Annotated in this window: 19 protein-coding genes and 1 pseudogene; 16 read left to right on the forward strand and 4 right to left on the reverse strand. The window is 60.9% G+C overall.

Features of this window, described 5'->3' with window-relative positions; translation table 11 throughout:
• The first annotated feature begins 2 nt into the window (after positions 1 to 2).
• The 4 genes from WIX41_RS10480 (at position 3) to WIX41_RS10495 (ending at position 4,037) form a co-directional block, all read left to right on the forward strand.
• Positions 3 to 560, forward strand: coding sequence for a fimbrial protein (locus WIX41_RS10480; protein WP_339447303.1), 558 nt, complete (start codon positions 3 to 5; stop codon positions 558 to 560).
• Positions 561 to 872: 312 nt separating this feature from the next.
• Positions 873 to 1,976: a fimbrial protein gene (locus WIX41_RS10485; protein ID WP_339447305.1), complete on the forward strand. Its 1,104-nt coding sequence runs from the start codon at positions 873 to 875 to the stop codon at positions 1,974 to 1,976.
• A gap of 542 nt (positions 1,977 to 2,518) precedes the next feature.
• A complete protein-coding gene (locus WIX41_RS10490; protein ID WP_339447307.1) occupies positions 2,519 to 3,313 on the forward strand; it encodes a fimbrial protein in 795 nt (264 codons plus the stop codon).
• Between the two features lie 166 nt (positions 3,314 to 3,479).
• On the forward strand, positions 3,480 to 4,037 hold the full coding sequence (locus WIX41_RS10495) for a fimbrial protein (protein ID WP_339447309.1): 558 nt from the start codon (positions 3,480 to 3,482) through the stop codon (positions 4,035 to 4,037).
• A 579-nt stretch (positions 4,038 to 4,616) separates the two neighbouring features.
• Here the strand turns inward: WIX41_RS10495 and WIX41_RS10500 are convergent.
• Both WIX41_RS10500 and WIX41_RS10505 read right to left on the reverse strand, forming a co-directional pair.
• On the reverse strand, positions 4,617 to 5,546 hold the full coding sequence (locus tag WIX41_RS10500; protein ID WP_339447311.1) for an autotransporter outer membrane beta-barrel domain-containing protein: 930 nt from the start codon (positions 5,544 to 5,546) through the stop codon (positions 4,617 to 4,619).
• Positions 5,543 to 6,496 (reverse strand): hypothetical protein, encoded by a 954-nt coding sequence (locus tag WIX41_RS10505; RefSeq protein ID WP_339447313.1) that lies wholly within the window; start codon positions 6,494 to 6,496, stop codon positions 5,543 to 5,545. The genes WIX41_RS10500 and WIX41_RS10505 overlap by 4 nt, the downstream gene beginning before the upstream one ends.
• A gap of 422 nt (positions 6,497 to 6,918) precedes the next feature.
• Here WIX41_RS10505 and WIX41_RS10510 point away from each other — a divergent pair, with 422 nt between their 5' ends.
• Together WIX41_RS10510 and WIX41_RS10515 are read left to right on the forward strand one after the other, a co-directional pair.
• Complete coding sequence (locus WIX41_RS10510) at positions 6,919 to 7,305, forward strand: IS3 family transposase (protein ID WP_409187489.1); 387 nt, start codon at positions 6,919 to 6,921, stop codon at positions 7,303 to 7,305.
• Positions 7,248 to 7,469: a DDE-type integrase/transposase/recombinase gene (locus WIX41_RS10515; RefSeq protein WP_409187364.1), complete on the forward strand. Its 222-nt coding sequence runs from the start codon at positions 7,248 to 7,250 to the stop codon at positions 7,467 to 7,469. The genes WIX41_RS10510 and WIX41_RS10515 overlap by 58 nt, the downstream gene beginning before the upstream one ends.
• Here WIX41_RS10515 and WIX41_RS10520 read toward each other — a convergent pair.
• Positions 7,456 to 7,656 (reverse strand): annotated as a pseudogene (locus WIX41_RS10520) (transposase); the annotation flags it as partial. The gene WIX41_RS10515 and the pseudogene WIX41_RS10520 overlap by 14 nt on opposite strands.
• Before the next feature lie 321 nt (positions 7,657 to 7,977).
• Between WIX41_RS10520 and WIX41_RS10525 the strand changes: the two are divergent.
• The 7 genes from WIX41_RS10525 (at position 7,978) to WIX41_RS10555 (ending at position 13,440) form a co-directional block, all read left to right on the forward strand.
• Entirely contained in the window at positions 7,978 to 8,595 is a 618-nt protein-coding gene (locus WIX41_RS10525; protein ID WP_339449463.1) for a PIG-L deacetylase family protein, read from the forward strand.
• Between the two features lie 4 nt (positions 8,596 to 8,599).
• Positions 8,600 to 9,733 carry a glycosyltransferase gene (locus WIX41_RS10530; protein WP_339447317.1) on the forward strand — a complete coding sequence of 378 codons (1,134 nt, stop codon included), beginning with the start codon at positions 8,600 to 8,602 and terminating at the stop codon, positions 9,731 to 9,733.
• Entirely contained in the window at positions 9,720 to 10,316 is a 597-nt protein-coding gene (locus tag WIX41_RS10535) for a hypothetical protein (protein ID WP_339447318.1), read from the forward strand. Before WIX41_RS10530 ends, WIX41_RS10535 begins: the two co-directional genes overlap by 14 nt.
• A gap of 27 nt (positions 10,317 to 10,343) precedes the next feature.
• A complete protein-coding gene (locus WIX41_RS10540; RefSeq protein ID WP_339447319.1) occupies positions 10,344 to 11,120 on the forward strand; it encodes a YaiO family outer membrane beta-barrel protein in 777 nt (258 codons plus the stop codon).
• A gap of 633 nt (positions 11,121 to 11,753) precedes the next feature.
• Positions 11,754 to 12,677, forward strand: coding sequence for an arginase (gene rocF / locus WIX41_RS10545; RefSeq protein WP_339447321.1), 924 nt, complete (start codon positions 11,754 to 11,756; stop codon positions 12,675 to 12,677).
• A gap of 189 nt (positions 12,678 to 12,866) precedes the next feature.
• Complete coding sequence (locus WIX41_RS10550; RefSeq protein ID WP_068848583.1) at positions 12,867 to 13,004, forward strand: entericidin A/B family lipoprotein; 138 nt, start codon at positions 12,867 to 12,869, stop codon at positions 13,002 to 13,004.
• 214 nt (positions 13,005 to 13,218) lie between these two features.
• A complete protein-coding gene (locus WIX41_RS10555) occupies positions 13,219 to 13,440 on the forward strand; it encodes a CsbD family protein (protein ID WP_339447326.1) in 222 nt (73 codons plus the stop codon).
• Between the two features lie 26 nt (positions 13,441 to 13,466).
• Here the strand turns inward: WIX41_RS10555 and WIX41_RS10560 are convergent, their stop codons facing one another.
• Positions 13,467 to 14,294 (reverse strand): hypothetical protein, encoded by an 828-nt coding sequence (locus tag WIX41_RS10560; RefSeq protein ID WP_339447328.1) that lies wholly within the window; start codon positions 14,292 to 14,294, stop codon positions 13,467 to 13,469.
• A gap of 109 nt (positions 14,295 to 14,403) precedes the next feature.
• Between WIX41_RS10560 and WIX41_RS10565 the strand changes: the two genes are divergently transcribed.
• The 3 genes from WIX41_RS10565 to WIX41_RS10575 all read left to right on the forward strand — a co-directional run bounded on the left by WIX41_RS10565 (position 14,404) and on the right by WIX41_RS10575 (position 17,097).
• Positions 14,404 to 15,693 (forward strand): tryptophan--tRNA ligase, encoded by a 1,290-nt coding sequence (locus tag WIX41_RS10565; protein WP_339447330.1) that lies wholly within the window; start codon positions 14,404 to 14,406, stop codon positions 15,691 to 15,693.
• A gap of 74 nt (positions 15,694 to 15,767) precedes the next feature.
• Positions 15,768 to 16,097: a hypothetical protein gene (locus WIX41_RS10570; protein WP_339447332.1), complete on the forward strand. Its 330-nt coding sequence runs from the start codon at positions 15,768 to 15,770 to the stop codon at positions 16,095 to 16,097.
• 67 nt (positions 16,098 to 16,164) lie between these two features.
• Positions 16,165 to 17,097, forward strand: a complete 933-nt coding sequence (locus WIX41_RS10575) for an MBL fold metallo-hydrolase (RefSeq protein WP_339447333.1) — start codon at positions 16,165 to 16,167, stop codon at positions 17,095 to 17,097.
• The last annotated feature ends 8 nt before the right edge of the window (positions 17,098 to 17,105 follow it).

A 17,105-nucleotide genomic window follows, 5' to 3' on the forward strand; every position in this document is an offset into this window, starting at 1 on the left:
AAATGAACAAGACGTTTCTCTGCGCCGCCATCATTGCGGCCGCATCTTCCGCCGCCCCGTCCGCCTTTGCGGCCGATGGCCGGGTCACCCTCAATGGCTCGATCAACGCCGTCACCTGCACGGTGAGGGGTGGTGCGGGCACTGACGGCAGTGACAACAACTTCACCGTTACGATGGACAGCGCGCCGCAATCCCAGTTGGCTGTTGCGGGAGCTACCGCTGGCGACACACCATTCTCTGTGGTTATCGGTGGTCCAGGTGAAGTTGGCTGCACCAACGGTAAGATCGTGAAGCTGGAGTTCGACGCAGCCGCAAGCCCGGTCGACTCCATGTATGGGCGCCTGAGGAACGATTCAGGCACCGCCCAGAACGTGTTGGTCGGACTGCTTGATGGCGCAGGGAACACCATCGATCTACGCAACAACGCCAATACTCCAACCGCGACGATCGCGGGTAATACCGCTACGCTGAACTTCGTTGCGCAGTATTACACGAAGATTGTGGCAGCGACGGCGGGCACGGTACGGACCTACGCGATGTATTCGATCGAATACAACTAACTTGGCGTATATTTGCCTGGAAAGGTTTCCTTCCGGGCTGCCGCGCCTGATCGTCCCGCCAGGATCGCGCGGGCGTGGTGAGCATGTTGTTTTGTTCCGCCAGGACGAGCGGCTTCGTATGTGCGAACTGGCCGGAAACTTTGATGCAACGCGCATCATGTTTTAATGTGCGCCTGCGGTGCCTGCCATATATTTGAAGGACCGGATTGTTATGAATACGTATGCGTATCGGCTGAACACTGACACGCCGGGCGCATCGGATCTGCTGATGCGCTTGGCATATCAACCTCATACTTTAGAGACCGGAATATCATGAATACCTCCTCTATCCATCTTTCGCGACGAAAGCAGAACCGCGTCCTGCGGTGCGCGGCAGCACTACTCTTGATGGTGGGTGCGCAAAGCGCCTATGCCGTCGCCGACTGCACCGGGCCTACGCCCGCTGTTTTTACTGCCGTGGCGCCGGGGGGTACCCACATCGTGTCCAAGGATGCAGCAATTGGAACCCTGTTGACACCATGGACGTCGTGGCAGGGGGGGGCGTCCATTTGGCGATGCAATATGCCGGGAGGTGTTTGGCATGCCGCCCCAGTATCAAGAGTTTTTGCCAGTAGTACAAGCGTGACTGTTGACGGCTATATCCACTCCGTTTACGCAACCAATCTTGCTGGCGTTGGTTTGATTGTTCAGTACACCAGCTCATTTTTATGGTCTGAGCGTCAGGTGAACTTTGGGGATTACTATCAGGGGTTGCAGACCTCAAATTTCGTTGCGCATGTTGCGGGTAAAAACAATCCGGATGAGGTGAATCAGCCGTGGGGTTTTGCTACGCGCTACGCGTTCGTCAAAACTGGGCCAATCACAGGTGGTACGGCGACGGTGAGTGGGCAGATTGCCAGGGCTGGCATGGATCTTTCTCCTTATAGCAATCCAGGAAATATTCAGACAATAAATATATCCGGCAGTGCGATATTTGTCGTGCCCTCCTGCGTCACCCCTGATGTGACTGTCAATTTGGGGCAGCATAGGGATTCTGATTTCCCCAGCATGGGAAGTCGGCGCGGTATCAGTGGTACCTATAGCGACTTCAATATTGGGCTTTTGAGCTGCGGCGCAGGAATGACGTCCATTTCTTACACGCTGAGGCCGTTGAATGGTGAAGTGAGCGGTTTGCCGGGCGCAATCGCGACAACTCCCGGTTCTACAGCGCGGGGCGTAGCCGTAAGGATCGCCGACCGTAGTGGAACCCCGGTTGCGTTCAATTCAGCACGTGCGGTCAGCTTGACTACCTATAGCGCGGCAACGGGCGGTAATCAGGCAATCCCACTGCGTGCCTGGATCGAGCGGATTGGATCTAGTGATTTCGCGGGTGGCTCGGTGCAGGCACAGGTAGAGTTCACCATGACGTACAGGTGAATTGTGCTGCCTTCGATCGGCTGTGATGAAGGCGCGGGTGGATGTTCCGCAACCAAGTGTCTGGCTTGGTGGAACTGTGAGTTGTGGAACTGTGAGTTGCTGCGGTGGTAAAAGGTCTGGCCACAGATCATGATTGATTTTGTTACAGACAAGAGGCCGATGTGTTGCTTGCCAAGTTGGCAAGTGGCAGGCGTTGATGCATTGGCAAGTTCACTGAAGCGGTGGAATGAGTTCGTGTTCTACGCGCGGTCATTTGCTAAGGGGGAATAGTCGTCAATATTTATCGTTATGCAACGACGTTGCTGCTGATGATCGGAACACAAAGTGCATGCGCGAGCGCCAACTGTACCGGGCCCACGCCCGCCATCTTTACTGCTGTGGCTCCGAGTGGTACTTATGCGGTACCCAGGAATGCAGTCGTAGGGACTCTCTTGACGCCGTGGACCTCGTGGCAGGGGCAGGCCACTACTTGGTTATGCAATACGCCCAGTGGTGTTTGGCATGGTGCGCCAGCATTAAGGTCGTTTGCCAGTAATGCTTATGTGACTGTTGATGGCCGTAAGCACGCCGTGTACCCGACCAATCTTGCTGGCGTTGGCTTGATTGTTCAGGGATCCACCAGATTCCAGTGGTCTGGACGCCAAGTGAACTTTGGCGATTACGTTTGGGGATTTGATGTCGCAAGCTTATATACGCATATCGCGGGTGTAACTCATGCAGACAATGTAAATCAGCCTTGGGGATTTGCTACGCGCTATGCGTTCGTCAGAACTGGGCCTGTCACGGGTGGTGTGGCGACGGTTGGCGGACAAATTGCAAGAGTCGGAATGGATGCCATGCCCTATGCCAGTCCAGGAAATATTCAGACAATTAATGTGTCTGGACGTGCGACCTTTATCGTCCTGTCTTGCGCAACCCCTGATGTGACCGTCAATCTTGGGCAGCATCGGGAATCTGATTTCCCTGGTATGTCAAGTCGGCGCGGTCTCAATGGTCCTTATAGCGATTTCAGCATTGGGCTTTGGAACTGCAGCACAGGAATGACGTCAATTTTGTACACGCTGAGCCCGTTGAATGGTGAGGTGACCAACTTGCCGGGCGCAATCCGTACAACGCCTGCTTCAACGGCGCGGGGCGTTGCCGTAAGGATCGCCGACCGTAGTGATAATCCGGTTGCCTACCGTACGGAACGAACGGTCAGCTTGACTACCTATGGCGCGGCAACGGGCGGTAATCAGGAAATCCCACTGCGCGCCTGGATGGAGCGGATTGGCTCTAGTGATTTCGCGGGTGGCTCGGTGCAGGCGCAGGTTGAGTTCACCATGAGTTACAGGTGAGTTGTGCCGTCTTCGATCGACTGTGACGAAGGCGGAAATGGGTAAGTGCCGGGCGTGGGTGCGCAAGCAGCCATTCGCCTTGACTCGCTCAGGTGGTTTCCACGTCGTGTCGAGCGACATCGTAGGCGGTATTTTTAATATATTTATAAAATTTAGGAGATTGAATATGAACAAATCCATGATGGCCGTTGCCTTGGCTGGCATTATTGGTTCCACCGCGCCTGCGGCATTTGCAGCAGATGGCAAGATCACCTTCAACGGTTTGGTTGAGGACGTGACCTGCCTTGTTACCGGTGGCGCCGGCACCAATGGTGCTAGCGGCGACTTCAGCATCACGCTGCCCACCGTGTCGAAGTCGGCGCTGGCCGCGGCGGGTGACCGTGCAGGTGACAAGGATTTCTCGGTGATCATCGGCGGCCCCGGGCAGACCGGTTGTGTTGACGGCAAGATCGCCGAGCTTGCCTTTGATGCGGGTACAAGCCCGATCGACCCCGTTACGGGTCGCCTATTGAACCAGAATGGCACGGCACAGGTCGTGCAGGTCGGTCTGCTGAACGGCACCAAGCAGGACATCAATCTGAACGACGGTAGCAACAACGAGACTGCGGTGATCGCGGGAAACACGGCCACGCTGAACTACTGGGCGCAATACTTCGCTCCGGGCGCTGGTGTGACGTCGGGCGTCGTCGATACCTTCGTGATGTACTCGGTCGTTTACAACTAATTCCTTCGAGGACCTCAGTTGGCACTCCGGTGCGGGCTCAAGGCCCGCGCCGGCTTCTGCCATCCCGGGCGGTGGCCGCCTTTGCAGCTTTCGCGATATAGATTGCCGTAGGTGGACCGCTGAGCGATTGAGAGAACTCCAGCAAGAGTTATCTCCTTACGCCGCGCACCCTGCAGCACTACATTACATAAGTTATCAATTCATGCAGGAGTGTAGAGATGCGACAAGCAGCTTGTTCCGCTTGCGCAGCGGGGGACGAAAGCGTCGCTTGTTCAAACGATGGGTCAACGGATGAACGCATCTGCCGCCGTTGTGGGCATGTTCGAAGTACAGGCGTTCCCGAAGTGCCGGCTCAGGTGGCGACCGAACCATCAGAAAAGACGTCAACAGCAGATCTGGAGTCGATCCGCCTGATCGTGGAGTACCTGGGTGGCCGTGAGAGGGACCTGCGAGAAGAGCACGGGACCATCGAAGAACTCATCCAGGCACGAGGCCTTCCGAGTACTCGCCTGCGTTGCTATCACTTCCCGGTGTTCCTATGGGAAGCTCATGGTCCAAGGCGCTCCAGGATGGACGCCATCATAGACCAGGGGCAACGCTGTTTTTCCTTTCATTTTCACGTCCATAGATCGAGACGGCTCTTCCCCCGGCGGCAATGAGGGGGCGCCTGTGGCGAAGTCCTGGTCGGGCGCGCTCAGAACTGCTTCCTGAATTGAAGTAAGAGCCGGGAAGTGGTGAGTCTCCGACACGCTCAACGTCCAGCGTCGTCTGCAGCGTCATATTCGAATCCCACGTATGCTCCAGGCCCAGCCCAGCCCAGCCCAGCCCAGCACGGAATCCGGTGTGATCGCTTGAGTCGCCGGCCAGGATGAAAGGCTCGGTGGCCATGGCCAATCTTGCGGTTCTATCCCAGCCGGACAATGGCGCATCGTAAAGGATGCCACCGTAGAGCTGCACGACGGTTATGCTGTGGCCGCGCTCGGCGAAGATCGCCCTGCGGACGGCCACACCGCCTTCACTCCGTATCGCTTCAGCCTTCAGCGGGCCGTAGTCGACACTCAAGCCTGCGGCACCGCGTTCGGTATAGGCATTATCTTTTACATACTCGTATCTGGCCGCCAGTGTGCACTGGATGAGCCAGGCCCCATTCGGTGTGATGTTGAAGCCACCACTTACGCAGAACATGCGTGTCTCTACACCTCGATTTCCCTGCGCCTGCATGTCAACGCCGGCGAACTGCACCGAGCGGAAGGATTCGAGTCGCTGCTGGCCGTACTCGCCTACGCTTTGCAGGAACCAGCCGCGATCACTCCACCAGCTGCCGTACAAGCCGCCCGTCCAGCCAGTCATGTCCGACCGATCGGCGTCACCGCTCACGTCGACATCCAGATTGTCATGGGCAAGGTAAGCACCCAAGACGCCGGCGTCCTTGATCGCGGCATCGAGCCCGATCATGAAGGTTCGGTTCGTACTGTTGTATCCGGGCTCGTAGATGCTTCGCCTCTTCATGTCACCGTCCTGATAGGAGCCTTGGAGCCTTGGATCCATAGCTCCACGCCCGAGCGCAGACGATAGGCGTCGGGCAGCCCGCTCAGGCTCGGACCCGCCACGCTGCGGTGAACCTGCGCGATACGGTTGGATACCAGTCCCATCCTCGCCCCCGTCGTGCTGCGGACGGCCAGCAGAAGAGACGCCGAATCGCGCGGGCATGCCTCCGAGGCGGCTCTGGCGAACTCGCCCGAGGGCGTGATGATCAACGCCGCCAGCAACGTGCGGTCTGTGGCCGTGAGCGCGTTGCCACGCGGGCGGTCCAGCACATTGATGCATGCGGGAGCCGGATCGGTCGGGTCGTCCGGAAGGGACGGATCGTCCGCCATCTGTTCCGGCACGATGCGCAACTGCGCTTGGTTGGGCCCGTAGACGGTTTCGAAGCGGACGCCCGCGAAGTCATGGTCGGGGGTGGCGAGCGTTCCCTGTGCGCCCCCATCGGTGGTCAAGTAGGTATAGACGAGCGGGGAGGGGAACGTGCTGTCCGCGCTGGGTACGTAGTTGACATGGCCGGCCAACGACGCCGCACCCGAAACGTTCAACCGGTCGAAACGACCCTGGTCGTCGAGCTCGAGCTCGATCTCGAGCGTTCCGTTCGGCAACTGCCGATAGTCTCCGGCGATGGCCAAGGTCCCGATGGAATTGCCGGGAGCCACCGTGCCGGCGTTGTTCGTGCTGCCCGCCTGGCCATTTCCTCCCAGTATGCCGAGCGCTTCTACCTCTACCGCCGAGGCGATCGAACCATTGACCAGGAGACGACCTCCGGCAATCGTGGTGATACCTGCGTAGGTACCTTCTCCCCCGAGGGCGAGCATGCCGACGCCGTTCTTCGTCAGGCCACCCGGCCCTGCGATGGCTTGTCCGACCGAGACATCAAAGCCGTTGTCGATCGTGCCGCCGCCTGGGAGCAACTGAACAATGAACCTGCCCCGCTGTAACGGACGCCAAGAAGCGATAACTTAATCGCACTTGGAGGTGTCCCATGCAACCCATTTTCAGTCGTTGCTACACCGATGACTTCAAGACCCAGGCCGTCACGTTGGCGGAGTCCATCGGCCGCGCGGCCGCCGCTCGGCAGTTGGACATCTTGGTCAAAACGCTGGGCAACCGGCTCGATGCCTCGCGTTCGGGCCAACCGCTGCGCTCGGCAGTACGCCAGCCGCCGACAGATGCAGAGAGCGAGCTGAGCCGCCTGCGGGCTGAGAACGCCATGCTGCGGATGGAGTGCGAAATCTTAAAAAAGCGACGGCGTTCTCGCCAAAGAGTCCAAGTGAGGTACGCCCTCGTCGCCCGTGAGAGGACTCACTATCCGGTGCGGATGCTCTGCCGTTTGATGGAGGTCTCCGTATCCGGTTTCCATGACCACCAGCGTCGCCTGACCGATGCTGCGCCCGATCCGGATCAGATCCTGCGCACTGAGCTGCATTCCATTCATGCGGCCAGCCGGCGGACGTATGGGTGGCCCCGCCTGGTGAAAGCCTTGCGGGCCAGCAACCATGCTGTGGGCCACAAGCGCGTCGCGCGGCTGATGGCCGAGGAAGGCTGCACGGCAAGACGAAAGGTACGTTCAAGCTCAGGACAACCCAGAGCAATAAAGCCCATCCTGTTGCCGATAACCTGCTTGATCGTCGGTTTTCCGTGGACAGCGACGTGCCCGCCTGGGTGGACGACATTACCTACCTGCCCACCCGCGAAGGCTGGCTCTATCTGGCCACTGTGATCAGCATGCGGACGCGCCAGGTACTCGGCTATAGCTTGGCTGATCGCATGCCCGACGACCTGGTCCAGCAAGCCTTCCTCAATGCTTGGTCGGCATTACCGGAAAAGCCGGGCATCCTGTTCCACTCCGACCGGGACTTTCAGCTTAGGTTCAAGGAGTCGTAGCGACACCGGATTGTTGCGTTGAGGATAGTAGTTCAGCGAGCGCCTCGGCAGGTGTCTTCCATCCTATTGCTTTTCGAGGCCTTCCGTTGAGAGCAGCAGCAACGGCGTCCAGCTCATGTTCGGAGTATCTGCTGATGTCGGTTCCTTTGGGGAAGTACTGGCGCAGCAATCCATTGGTGTTCTCGTTAGGGATGCTCTGAACAACTCTGCACGAAATCTGATGGTAGTGCCGGCCTCTGGCCGGCCCACGGAAGCCCTGCGGGCGCCCGCACTCTCCGCCCGCTCCAATGCATCCTTTGCCGATCGGGTAGATGATCCACCGCCTCGGCAGCACACCGCGCATCGGCGTGAGAATCGTTGGTGCTTCTCTTCGCGGCCAGGCCTATCCGCGGTGAACAGTGCTGAACTTCGTGAATGGAGGAGTCATGAGACAACTCGTATGTCCTTCTCGTGGATCGCGTGTGACCCTCTTCATGCGTTCCACCTCGCGCCACCATCACTGCCATCAATGCTTTCAATTAATTCTGTACTCGCGATTGGCGCCCACCCAGACGACGTGGAGCTTGGCTGTGGAGCTACTCTTGCGAAACTGATCGACAGGGGTGTGCATGTATGTGCCATGGTCATGTCGGACGGGCTCGTCGGGCTGGATGGAGCTGCAGACCGCTGCGCGGAAACGATGAAATCCTTTGCGATGCTGGGTGTCACCGACATCGTCCAGCTCCGCCTCCCGGACACGCAATTGGCCAGCCACTCCCGCGAAATGATCCAGGCGATCGAGGCGCAGTGCGCCCGCTTGAACCCCGATCGCGTATACACCATGTTCGCTGATGATCGGCATCAAGATCATCGCGCGGTCTTCAACGCATCGATCGTGGCCTGCCGTTCCGTACCACAGATACTCAGCTACGAGACCCCGAGCTCGTGGCCCAACTTCAGCCCAGTCATCTTCGAGCGATCCGGAAAATTCATCGAGAAGAAAATTCTCGCACTTCAATTGCACAAAAGCCAAGCGGCGCGAAGCTACATGCGAGCGCAGCAGATTGCGTGCAATGCCCAGTTCCGTGGGCACCAGGTTGACCAGGGGCCCAGTGAAGGGTTCATGCCCTACAAGATAGTCCTCTAAGGCAATGGAAATCCTATTTCTGGGTATGTGCCTGCTTGCTGTCTTGATGCTCTGGCGCGCCTCGCGCCGCGGCCCCAGCAAGAATATCGAGTCAGTCGATGTGATTGTGCCAGCGTACAACGAAGAGCCCTGTCTGGAAGGTTCGTTGAGGAATCTTCTCCGTAACCCCTACGTACAACGTGTGATCTGCGTCAACGACGGCTCAACGGATCGCACGTCCGAGATACTTGCGCGCCTTTGCGACGAATATGGCGGCAGGTTGGTAGCAGTCAACCAGTCCAACACCGGCAAAGGTGGGGCACTGATGAACGGAGTACGTCATGCGACAGCCGCGCATGTATTCCTGACGGATGCCGATACTTACGTGCCGCCCGATGATGGGCTCGGGTACATGCTTTCGGAACTGGAGCATGGCGCCGATGCGGTGGGTGGTATTCCATCATCCAACCTCTCCGGCGCTGGCCTGCTGCCAAACATCCGCGCAACTGTGAAGATGCCGATGATCATCATCAGACGGACGTTCCAGCAGGTGCTGGGTGGTGCGCCGTTCATCATCTCCGGCGCCTGCGGCATGTTCAAGACCGAGGTGCTTCGCAAGCATGGCTTCTCTGATCGCACGAAGGTTGAGGATCTCGATCTCTCCTGGACCCTCGTTGCCAACGGCTACAAGCTTCGCCAAACAGGTCGCTGCGTCGTGTACCCGCAGGAATGCAATACGGTGGCCGATGAATGGAAGCGCTGGCGGCGCTGGGTTGTCGGCTATGCGGTCTGCATGCGGTTGCACCGCGGCCTGCTACTGAGCCGATTTGGAATCTTCAGCATTGGTCCGATGTTTCTGGTTGTAGTGATGGGCGTACTGACATACGTGGCCAACTGGGCAACACAAGTCGTTGCTGGTGAACCGCACATGATTATTTTGCTGCTCTTTCCCCTGATCTGGGTGGCCGTGGTTACTGCGATCGGCATTATCAGCGCCATTCACCATCGAAGATTCGTTCTGATTCCACTTGCCTCGCTCGCCGTGTTCTACGTGATTCTGGCGTATGCCATATGGGTCGTATATGGCATCAGTGGGTTGATCACCGGGCGAGAGCCAGTTCGCGATAAGCCGACGAGGTACGGGCATGTGGTGGAATGAACTGATTGATCCTGCCAGCGCGTCCGGATTGCCCCAGGGCAGAATCCATGACGAAGCCTATGTGTCGCCACAGGCCCGGATTATTGGCGCAGTCTCGATTGGAGCGAGAACGCGCATCTGTCCGGGAGCCCACATTGAGGGGCCGGTGGTTATTGCTGAGGATTGCCTCATTGGCAACAACACGATGATACGTGGAAGCACCCGAATTGATAGCGGCGTGCAGATTGGCTTCTCCAGCGAAGTAAAGAACGCAATCATCGAGCGCAATGTCACTATCGGACCACAGTGCTTTGTGGCAAACAGCAAGATTGAGATCGGATCGTACCTGGGTGCGCAGGTACGAACCAGCAACCATCGTCTTGACAAGCGAACAGTCTGGGTTGAAGTGGGCGACATGCTGATCGACACAGGCAGGGAGAAGCTGGGCTGCCTGGTGGGAGCGAACTCACGCATCGGCGTCCAGGTGGTCATCCTGCCAGGGCGCATCGTGGCACCAGCGTCGATGTTCGCTCCGCGAATCACGATTGAGAAGAACCTGCCTGCAGGCCGCTACCGGATCCGGCAGCAGATCGAGTCCTTCTAGACATTCCCCACGAGGTAGAACCTGCCAATGCTACGAATCGCTATCGCCTCTGTCTTCATGTATTCCGCGTGCGCACACGCAGCGACGACGTCCGCGACCGTCAATATCAGCAACACGAACTTTGATGGCGGCATGGGAGAGCGCCGCATCGCATCCGTCGAGACTGCAACCGCATTCGACAAGGGTGCTCTTGTTCTGCAAGCTGCCAGGGGAGACCGGAACTACGGATCTGGCAGTGAATTTCACGGGACGAGCTTCAGTGGCACTCTTTACTACGATTGGAATGACCTGATCTCAACCCGTACGCTGATTTCCAGGTCCTCGAATGACCCCGTGTTTGCAAAGAGCATCGTCGATCAGGACGTCACCTTCAAGGTAATCCCGCGCACGACCCTTACTGCGGGATTCAGGCACGCAGAGTATCTGGATGGAGTCGATCTTGACGCGTGGAACGTCGCCGTCGCGCATTACATGCCTCGGGTTATGGTGCGCTATCGACATACGCGCCACCGGCTGTCTGGCTCGGGGAGCGGTTACGGCAACCTGCTTATGGCCAAGCTCAAGGATGGCAGTGGCGATGGCTACACACAGCTGTGGCTTGGGCAGGGCACAGTGCTCCAGGAGTTCGACTGGAGCCCCACTGCTCTCCCCGGAGACTATAGGAGCATCGTCATCCGCAGAGTTCAGCCGATCGGAAAAAACTGGATGCTGAGCTTCTCTGCCGGGCGTTCGTGGCACAATACTGCCACGCTCGACTACGCTGGAACAACCGCAGGGGTCGGGCTTACATATCGCGGCAAGTAGAGGCTTCCGTATCCCGAGGAAGCAGGACACGAACAGCTTCTGCTGACGCGATCCATTCGAATGTCCGCGGCGACCGGTGCGCCGCAGTTTCTACGCCTGACATTCCCATCTCAGTTTGCTGCATGGTTCGGCGAAGAGTAGATCATGTTGGAACGTGAGGCAGATGGTGCTTGGCGCCTGGCTGGTTACGGATTCAGTTCCGCAGATGAACCCGTCGCCACGTGATTCGTCGTCTGGCAGAACACGTTGAACCGTTCGTGCCGGCACACGACCAATCTGAAATCCGAGGTCATTCAGGTTCATCTGGGATTTGGAAAGTATTATCCGGGCAATCTCGTCCACGCAGTCGTAGGGGGACTGGGGTACCTTGGACGTGCCGCTCGGCAATGTGCCGAGAACTACGTTAACCGGACTTGGACATGCTGGAGTGCTCTGGCGGCAGCGCCGGTGAGTCGCACGAAATCAACATCAAAGCATTGAAACATAAGGCTTTCCCGGCAAGTCAGGATCCGGCGCGGGGTGTGAGGTACGCCGCCGGCACTCAGCCCGCAGACGGCCACTGCTGCGTCGCCGCGAGTGTGTTGCTACTGCGAACACTAGACTGGTGGGATTTTCCGTGTGTGTGGAGTCAGCATGAGCAATCGTCAACCTGCGGTATCCCTGATCGGGGTACCCACGGATATCGGGGCGGGCGCCCGTGGTGCCGGACTGGGGCCCGAAGCCCTGCGTATCGCCGGCCTGGGGGAGGCCCTGGCCGCGCGCGGCGTCGACGTGCGCGACTGCGGGAACCTGGATGGACCGCGCAACCCCTGGACTGCGCCGGAGCACGGCTACCGCCACCTGGATGAAGTGGTGGCCTGGAACCGCGCGCTGATGGACGCCACCTACGCCGAACTGCAGGACGGCCGCCTGCCGATCATGCTCGGCGGCGACCACTGCCTTGGCATCGGTTCGATCACCGCCGTGGCACGCTGGTGCAGCGAGCAGGGCCGCACCCTGCGCGTGCTGTGGCTGGACGCGCATTCGGATTTCAACACCAGCGATGTCACCCCGTCGGGCAACGTGCACGGCATGCCGGTGGCCTGCCTGTGCGGGCTGGGTCCGGACGCGCTGACCAAGCTGGGTGGCGATTCCCCGGCGATCTGCCCACAGCAGGTGCGCCAGATCGGCATCCGCTCGGTGGACCAGGAAGAAAAGCGCCTGATCAAGCAGCACAAGGTCGATGTGTACGACATGCGCTACATCGACGAGGCCGGCATGAAGCGCGCGGTGGAAGCGGCGCTGGAAGGCATCGATGGGAACACGCATCTGCACGTCAGCTTCGACGTGGATTTCCTCGACCCGAGCATTGCCCCGGGCGTGGGCACCACGGTGCCCGGCGGCGTGAACTACCGCGAAGCGCAGCTGGTAATGGAAATGATCGCCGACACCGGGCGCATGGGCTCGCTGGATATCGTCGAACTCAACCCCCTGCTCGACAACCGCAACGCCACCGCGGTGCTGGCCGTGGACCTGGTGGAAAGCCTGTTCGGCAAGTCCACGCTGATGCGCGACTGAGCCCTGGCAGGGTTTCCCGGCGCGTGGCTGAACGGCCACGCGCCGCGTTCACATCGATTGCACGCCTCAGCCCCCAGATTGCATCTCAAGCGGCGGCGGTGCCGGCAACGGCGACGACGCCACCGCAACCTGCAAGAGGCAGGTGGGGCCGGATTTCGGTATTGACGTTGAACTAATCAGGAGAACCCTATGAAGCGTGTAATTGCACTGATGCTGTTGTCGATGGTTTCGCTGGCCATGCTGTCCGGCTGCAATACCGTTGCCGGTGCCGGCAAGGATGTGCAGAAGGCGGGCCAGTCGGTTGAAGACGCCGCCAAGGGCAACTGATCCAACGGTGCGCGGTAGCTGCCGACCATTGGTCGGTAGGCAATCTGCGATCGGAAAAACGCCGGGAACATCCCGGCGTTTTTTTGTGCGTGATCGGCAACGTCCATTCAATGAGGTGAGCATGTGCTTCATCCGCGCTTGACCGCCGGCGAACACGCGCTGTTGCATGCTGTTTCCACGGCGACGATGCCGTTGCAATGGAGGACGCGAACCCATGAACAAAGACATCATCTCCGGCAAGTGGATGCAGCTCAAGGGCAAGGCGCAGACGAAGTGGGGCAGCCTGACCGACGACGATTTCGAGGTGGCCGAAGGCAATGCCGAATACCTGGCAGGCCGCCTGCAGGAACGCTATGGCTGGGCGCGCGAGCGCGCTGAAACCGAGGTCAAGGACTTCGAGAAAGCCATGCGCAAGGATTATCCGGACTATCACTGACACCCCCAGCGGTGGCAGGGCGGCGGTCAGCGCCAGCCGTAGCTGGGCGGGTCGGGCACGAAGCCTTCCGGGAACGCCTGCGGTGTGCGCTCACCGCGCGGGTACCGCGCCGGAATGATGCCGCGCGCCACCAGGTTGCGCGCACTGTCGTAACGCAGGTCCAGGCGCTGGGCCGGCAGCCGGCTGGCGCGCTCGAAGGGGGTGCTGCCCGAATACGACGCCTCGCGCTGGCCGTGGGCGGTGCCCAGCGCGGGTGCGGGCGACGGCGCGCGTATCCGCGAACCGGTGACCTCCACCGATGACAGCGCGCCGTCGGCCGCTTCAGCAGACGCCTGCGGCTGCGCCCTGCTCTGGGCCCGCGCCACCGGCGGTGCGCGTGGCGGCCGCGGCACGTAACGCGGCGCTTCGTTGAACACGGCAACGCCGATCACCCCGATATTGTCCGGGCGCCCTGTGCGGTCGGCATAGCTGTTGCCCGGGGCGGTGAACACGAACTGCGCCACTTCCTGGCGCGATTTGCGCCAGCCGGTAATGTCCGCACTTTGCCACGGGTCGAGCACGTAGCCGGTCTGGTCCGGTGCGGCGACCTCGCCACTGATCACGTTCAGGCCATCCACCGACAGCACCACCAGCACCCGCTCGGGGCTGTTGTTGCGCAGGCGCACGGCGTAGGGCTGGCCCTGGCGGCCGGCCACCCAGTACTGGCCCCGGTGCAGGTAACTGGGCAGTTCCAGGCGCCGGTCGCGCTCGACCAGGCTCAGCGTGACCGGGCCGGTATCGGCGCGGGGCGGGACAGCCGGCTTGAAGCCGCACAGGGCCAGCACGGCAAGCAGGGGCAGGGTCAGGCGTTTCATGGCAGGGCCTTTGCGGGTTGGGTAGAACGTTCAACGCGCAGGCCCGGGCAACGGGGTTGCGCGCGGGCAGGTAAACTGGGGGCGTTCAACTGTCCGTAATGATTCCCACATGACCACCCGCGTTCTTACCGGTATCACCCCCTCCGGCACGCCCCACCTGGGCAACTACGTGGGCGCCATCCGTCCGGCCATCACGGCCAGCGCAGCGCCCGGCATCGAGAGTTTCTTCTTCCTGGCCGACCTGCACAGCCTGATCAAGGCGCAGGAGCCGGAGCGGACCCAGCGCTCGACCCTGGAGATCGCCGCCAGCTGGCTGGCCTGCGGGCTGGACCCGGACAAGGTCTGGTTCTACCGGCAGAGCGACATTCCCGAAACCACCGAACTGATGTGGTTCCTGACCGCCATCGCCAGCAAGGGCATCCTCAACCGCGCCCATGCCTACAAGGCAGCGGTGGACAAGAACCGCGAAGAGCAGCTGGACGAGGACGCCGGCATCAGCGCCGGGCTGTTCATGTACCCGGTACTGATGGCCGCCGACATCCTGATCTTCAAGGCCAACCGCGTGCCGGTGGGCCGCGACCAGATCCAGCACATCGAAATGGCGCGCGATTTCGCCCAGCGCTTCAACCACGTGTACGGCAAGGAGTACTTCCCGTTGCCGGAAGTGGTGATCGACGAGCAGGTCGCCACCCTGGCCGGCCTGGACGGCCGCAAGATGAGCAAGAGCTACCACAACACCATTCCGCTGTTCGCCCCGCGCGCGGAGCTGAAGAAGCTGGTGTTCTCCATCTTGACCGATTCGCGCGCCCCGGGCGAGCCCAAGAGCACCGAAGGCTCGGCGCTGTTCCAGATGTACCAGGCCTTCGCCAGCCCGGAGCAGACCGCCGCGTTCGCGCAGGCGTTCGCCGACGGCATCAGCTGGGGCGATGCCAAGCAGCAGCTGTTCGAGCGCATCGACGCCGAGCTGACCCCACTGCGTGAACGCTATGACGCGTTGATGGCCGAACCGGAAAAGATCGAAGCGCTGCTGCGCCGACGCGGCCAGCAGCTGCGCGAGCAGTACGCCATGCCGTTGCTGAAGGAGCTGCGCCATGCGGTGGGTCTGCGCGACCTGTCCACGGCCGGTGACATCGCTGCCGAAGACGGCGGCGTGGCGCGGGCTGCACCGCCGCTGTTCAAGCAGTACCGTGAGAAGGATGGCCGCTTCTACTTCAAGCTGCAGGCCGGCGATGGCACGCTGCTGATCCAGAGCGAAGGCTTCGATTCACCGCGCGATGCCGGCCAGCTGATCGGCGTGCTCAAGCAGACCGAGCATGGTGATGGCCTGCAGAGCGAGCTGTTCAAGCTGGAAGCGGAAGTGGACACGGTGTTGGCGGCATTGCAGGAACTGCGCGAATGACACGGTAACCACCGACCGTTGGTCGGTGCACGCAATCGGTAGCGCCGACCGTTGGTCGGCAAACGGAGAACACGATGGCCTGGTTGTCGTTGGTGTTGTTCCTGCCCTGGTTCATCCTTCTGGGCACCTTGTACTGGCTGTTCCCACGCCACCCGCGCGATATCGCGCGGCGCCTGTTCGACGGCGTCGCGCTGCTGCTCGCCTTCGTCCTGAGCATCCTGGCCATGCTGTGGGGCCACCACATCGGCGTGGTGCAGAACGACGCCGGCCCGATCTGGCGCCAGGTGCTGGCGGTGCTGTACGCCTACGGTGCGTTCCTGGCGGTGATGGTGGGTGCGTTGCTGCTGCGTGGCGCCTGGCTGGCGCAGCGTGCGACCAAAGCCGCATCGAAGTCGGCTGGGTAACGGGCCTAGAATCGACGTGTATCGACCCACGGTCGATACCTGCCGATTGCCTGCCAGGGATGAGCCGATGTCTTCCGACCCCAGCATTTTCACCATCGATACCGCGTTTCAGCGCAGCGATTTCGATGCCGCCTACCTGGTCGTCGAAAACGGCCGCGCCGCCTTCATCGATTGCGGCACCGGCCTGGCCGTGCCGGCCATGCTGGCCGCCCTCGCACGCGCTGGCTGCACGCCCGGGCAGGTGGATTGGCTGGTGCTCACCCACGTGCACCTGGATCACGCCGGTGGCGCCGGCCTGCTCATGCAGCAGCTGCCGCACGCCACGCTGGTGGTGCACCCACGCGGTGCCCCGCACATGATCGATCCGGCCCGGCTGATTGCCGGTGCAACCGAGGTCTATGGCGCGGCCGAGATCGCGCGCAGCTATGGCCCGATCCTGCCGGTGCCGGCAGAACGCGTGGTGATTGCCGAAGACGGGCACCGTGTCGACCTGGCCGGGCGCAGCCTGCTGTGCCTGGATACGCCCGGGCACGCCCGCCACCACCTGTGCGTGTGGGACGAACGCAGCCGCAGCGTGTTCACCGGCGATACCTTCGGCCTGTCCTACCGCGAACTCGACAGCGAGCGCGGCGCCTTCATCATTCCCACCTCCTCGCCGGTGCAGTTCGATCCCGAGCCGCTCAAGCACTCCATCGCGCGGCTGCTCGCGCTGCAGCCGCAGGCGGTGTATCTCACCCACTACGGGCGCGTGGAAAACATTCCCGCGCTGGCGGCGGACCTGGTCGAACAGATCGATGCGATGGTGGAGATCGGGCGCCAGTGCGATGAGCGCCCGGACCGCCACCGTTGCCTGGTCGCCGCGCTGACCGCGCTGTACCAGGAACGCGCGCAGGCGCATGGGTGCCCGCTCGATGATGCGGCGGTGGCGCAGGTGCTGGCGATGGATATCGAGCTCAATGCGCAGGGCCTGGCCTGCTGGCTGGACCGCGACCGCCGCTGAGCGCGCAG

Source organism: Stenotrophomonas sp. AB1(2024) (assembly GCF_037482345.1).
Lineage (GTDB): Bacteria > Pseudomonadota > Gammaproteobacteria > Xanthomonadales > Xanthomonadaceae > Stenotrophomonas.

What these genes read in the sequence shown, in the direction of transcription:
- WIX41_RS10570 (WP_339447332.1), top strand. Translation starts at nt 15,768, where the DNA reads ATGGCCTGGTTGTCGTTGGTGTTGTTCCTGCCCTGGTTCATCCTTCTG.
- WIX41_RS10510 (WP_409187489.1), top strand. Translation starts at nt 6,919, where the DNA reads ATGGAGGTCTCCGTATCCGGTTTCCATGACCACCAGCGTCGCCTGACC.
- WIX41_RS10495 (WP_339447309.1), top strand. Translation starts at nt 3,480, where the DNA reads ATGAACAAATCCATGATGGCCGTTGCCTTGGCTGGCATTATTGGTTCC.
- WIX41_RS10540 (WP_339447319.1), top strand. Translation starts at nt 10,344, where the DNA reads ATGCTACGAATCGCTATCGCCTCTGTCTTCATGTATTCCGCGTGCGCA.
- WIX41_RS10565 (WP_339447330.1), top strand. Translation starts at nt 14,404, where the DNA reads ATGACCACCCGCGTTCTTACCGGTATCACCCCCTCCGGCACGCCCCAC.
- WIX41_RS10575 (WP_339447333.1), top strand. Translation starts at nt 16,165, where the DNA reads ATGTCTTCCGACCCCAGCATTTTCACCATCGATACCGCGTTTCAGCGC.
- WIX41_RS10550 (WP_068848583.1), top strand. Translation starts at nt 12,867, where the DNA reads ATGAAGCGTGTAATTGCACTGATGCTGTTGTCGATGGTTTCGCTGGCC.
- WIX41_RS10500 (WP_339447311.1), bottom strand. Translation starts at nt 5,546, where the DNA reads ATGAAGAGGCGAAGCATCTACGAGCCCGGATACAACAGTACGAACCGA.
- rocF (WP_339447321.1), top strand. Translation starts at nt 11,754, where the DNA reads ATGAGCAATCGTCAACCTGCGGTATCCCTGATCGGGGTACCCACGGAT.
- WIX41_RS10560 (WP_339447328.1), bottom strand. Translation starts at nt 14,294, where the DNA reads ATGAAACGCCTGACCCTGCCCCTGCTTGCCGTGCTGGCCCTGTGCGGC.
- WIX41_RS10555 (WP_339447326.1), top strand. Translation starts at nt 13,219, where the DNA reads ATGAACAAAGACATCATCTCCGGCAAGTGGATGCAGCTCAAGGGCAAG.
- WIX41_RS10535 (WP_339447318.1), top strand. Translation starts at nt 9,720, where the DNA reads ATGTGGTGGAATGAACTGATTGATCCTGCCAGCGCGTCCGGATTGCCC.
- WIX41_RS10525 (WP_339449463.1), top strand. Translation starts at nt 7,978, where the DNA reads ATGCTTTCAATTAATTCTGTACTCGCGATTGGCGCCCACCCAGACGAC.
- WIX41_RS10480 (WP_339447303.1), top strand. Translation starts at nt 3, where the DNA reads ATGAACAAGACGTTTCTCTGCGCCGCCATCATTGCGGCCGCATCTTCC.
- WIX41_RS10485 (WP_339447305.1), top strand. Translation starts at nt 873, where the DNA reads ATGAATACCTCCTCTATCCATCTTTCGCGACGAAAGCAGAACCGCGTC.
- WIX41_RS10530 (WP_339447317.1), top strand. Translation starts at nt 8,600, where the DNA reads ATGGAAATCCTATTTCTGGGTATGTGCCTGCTTGCTGTCTTGATGCTC.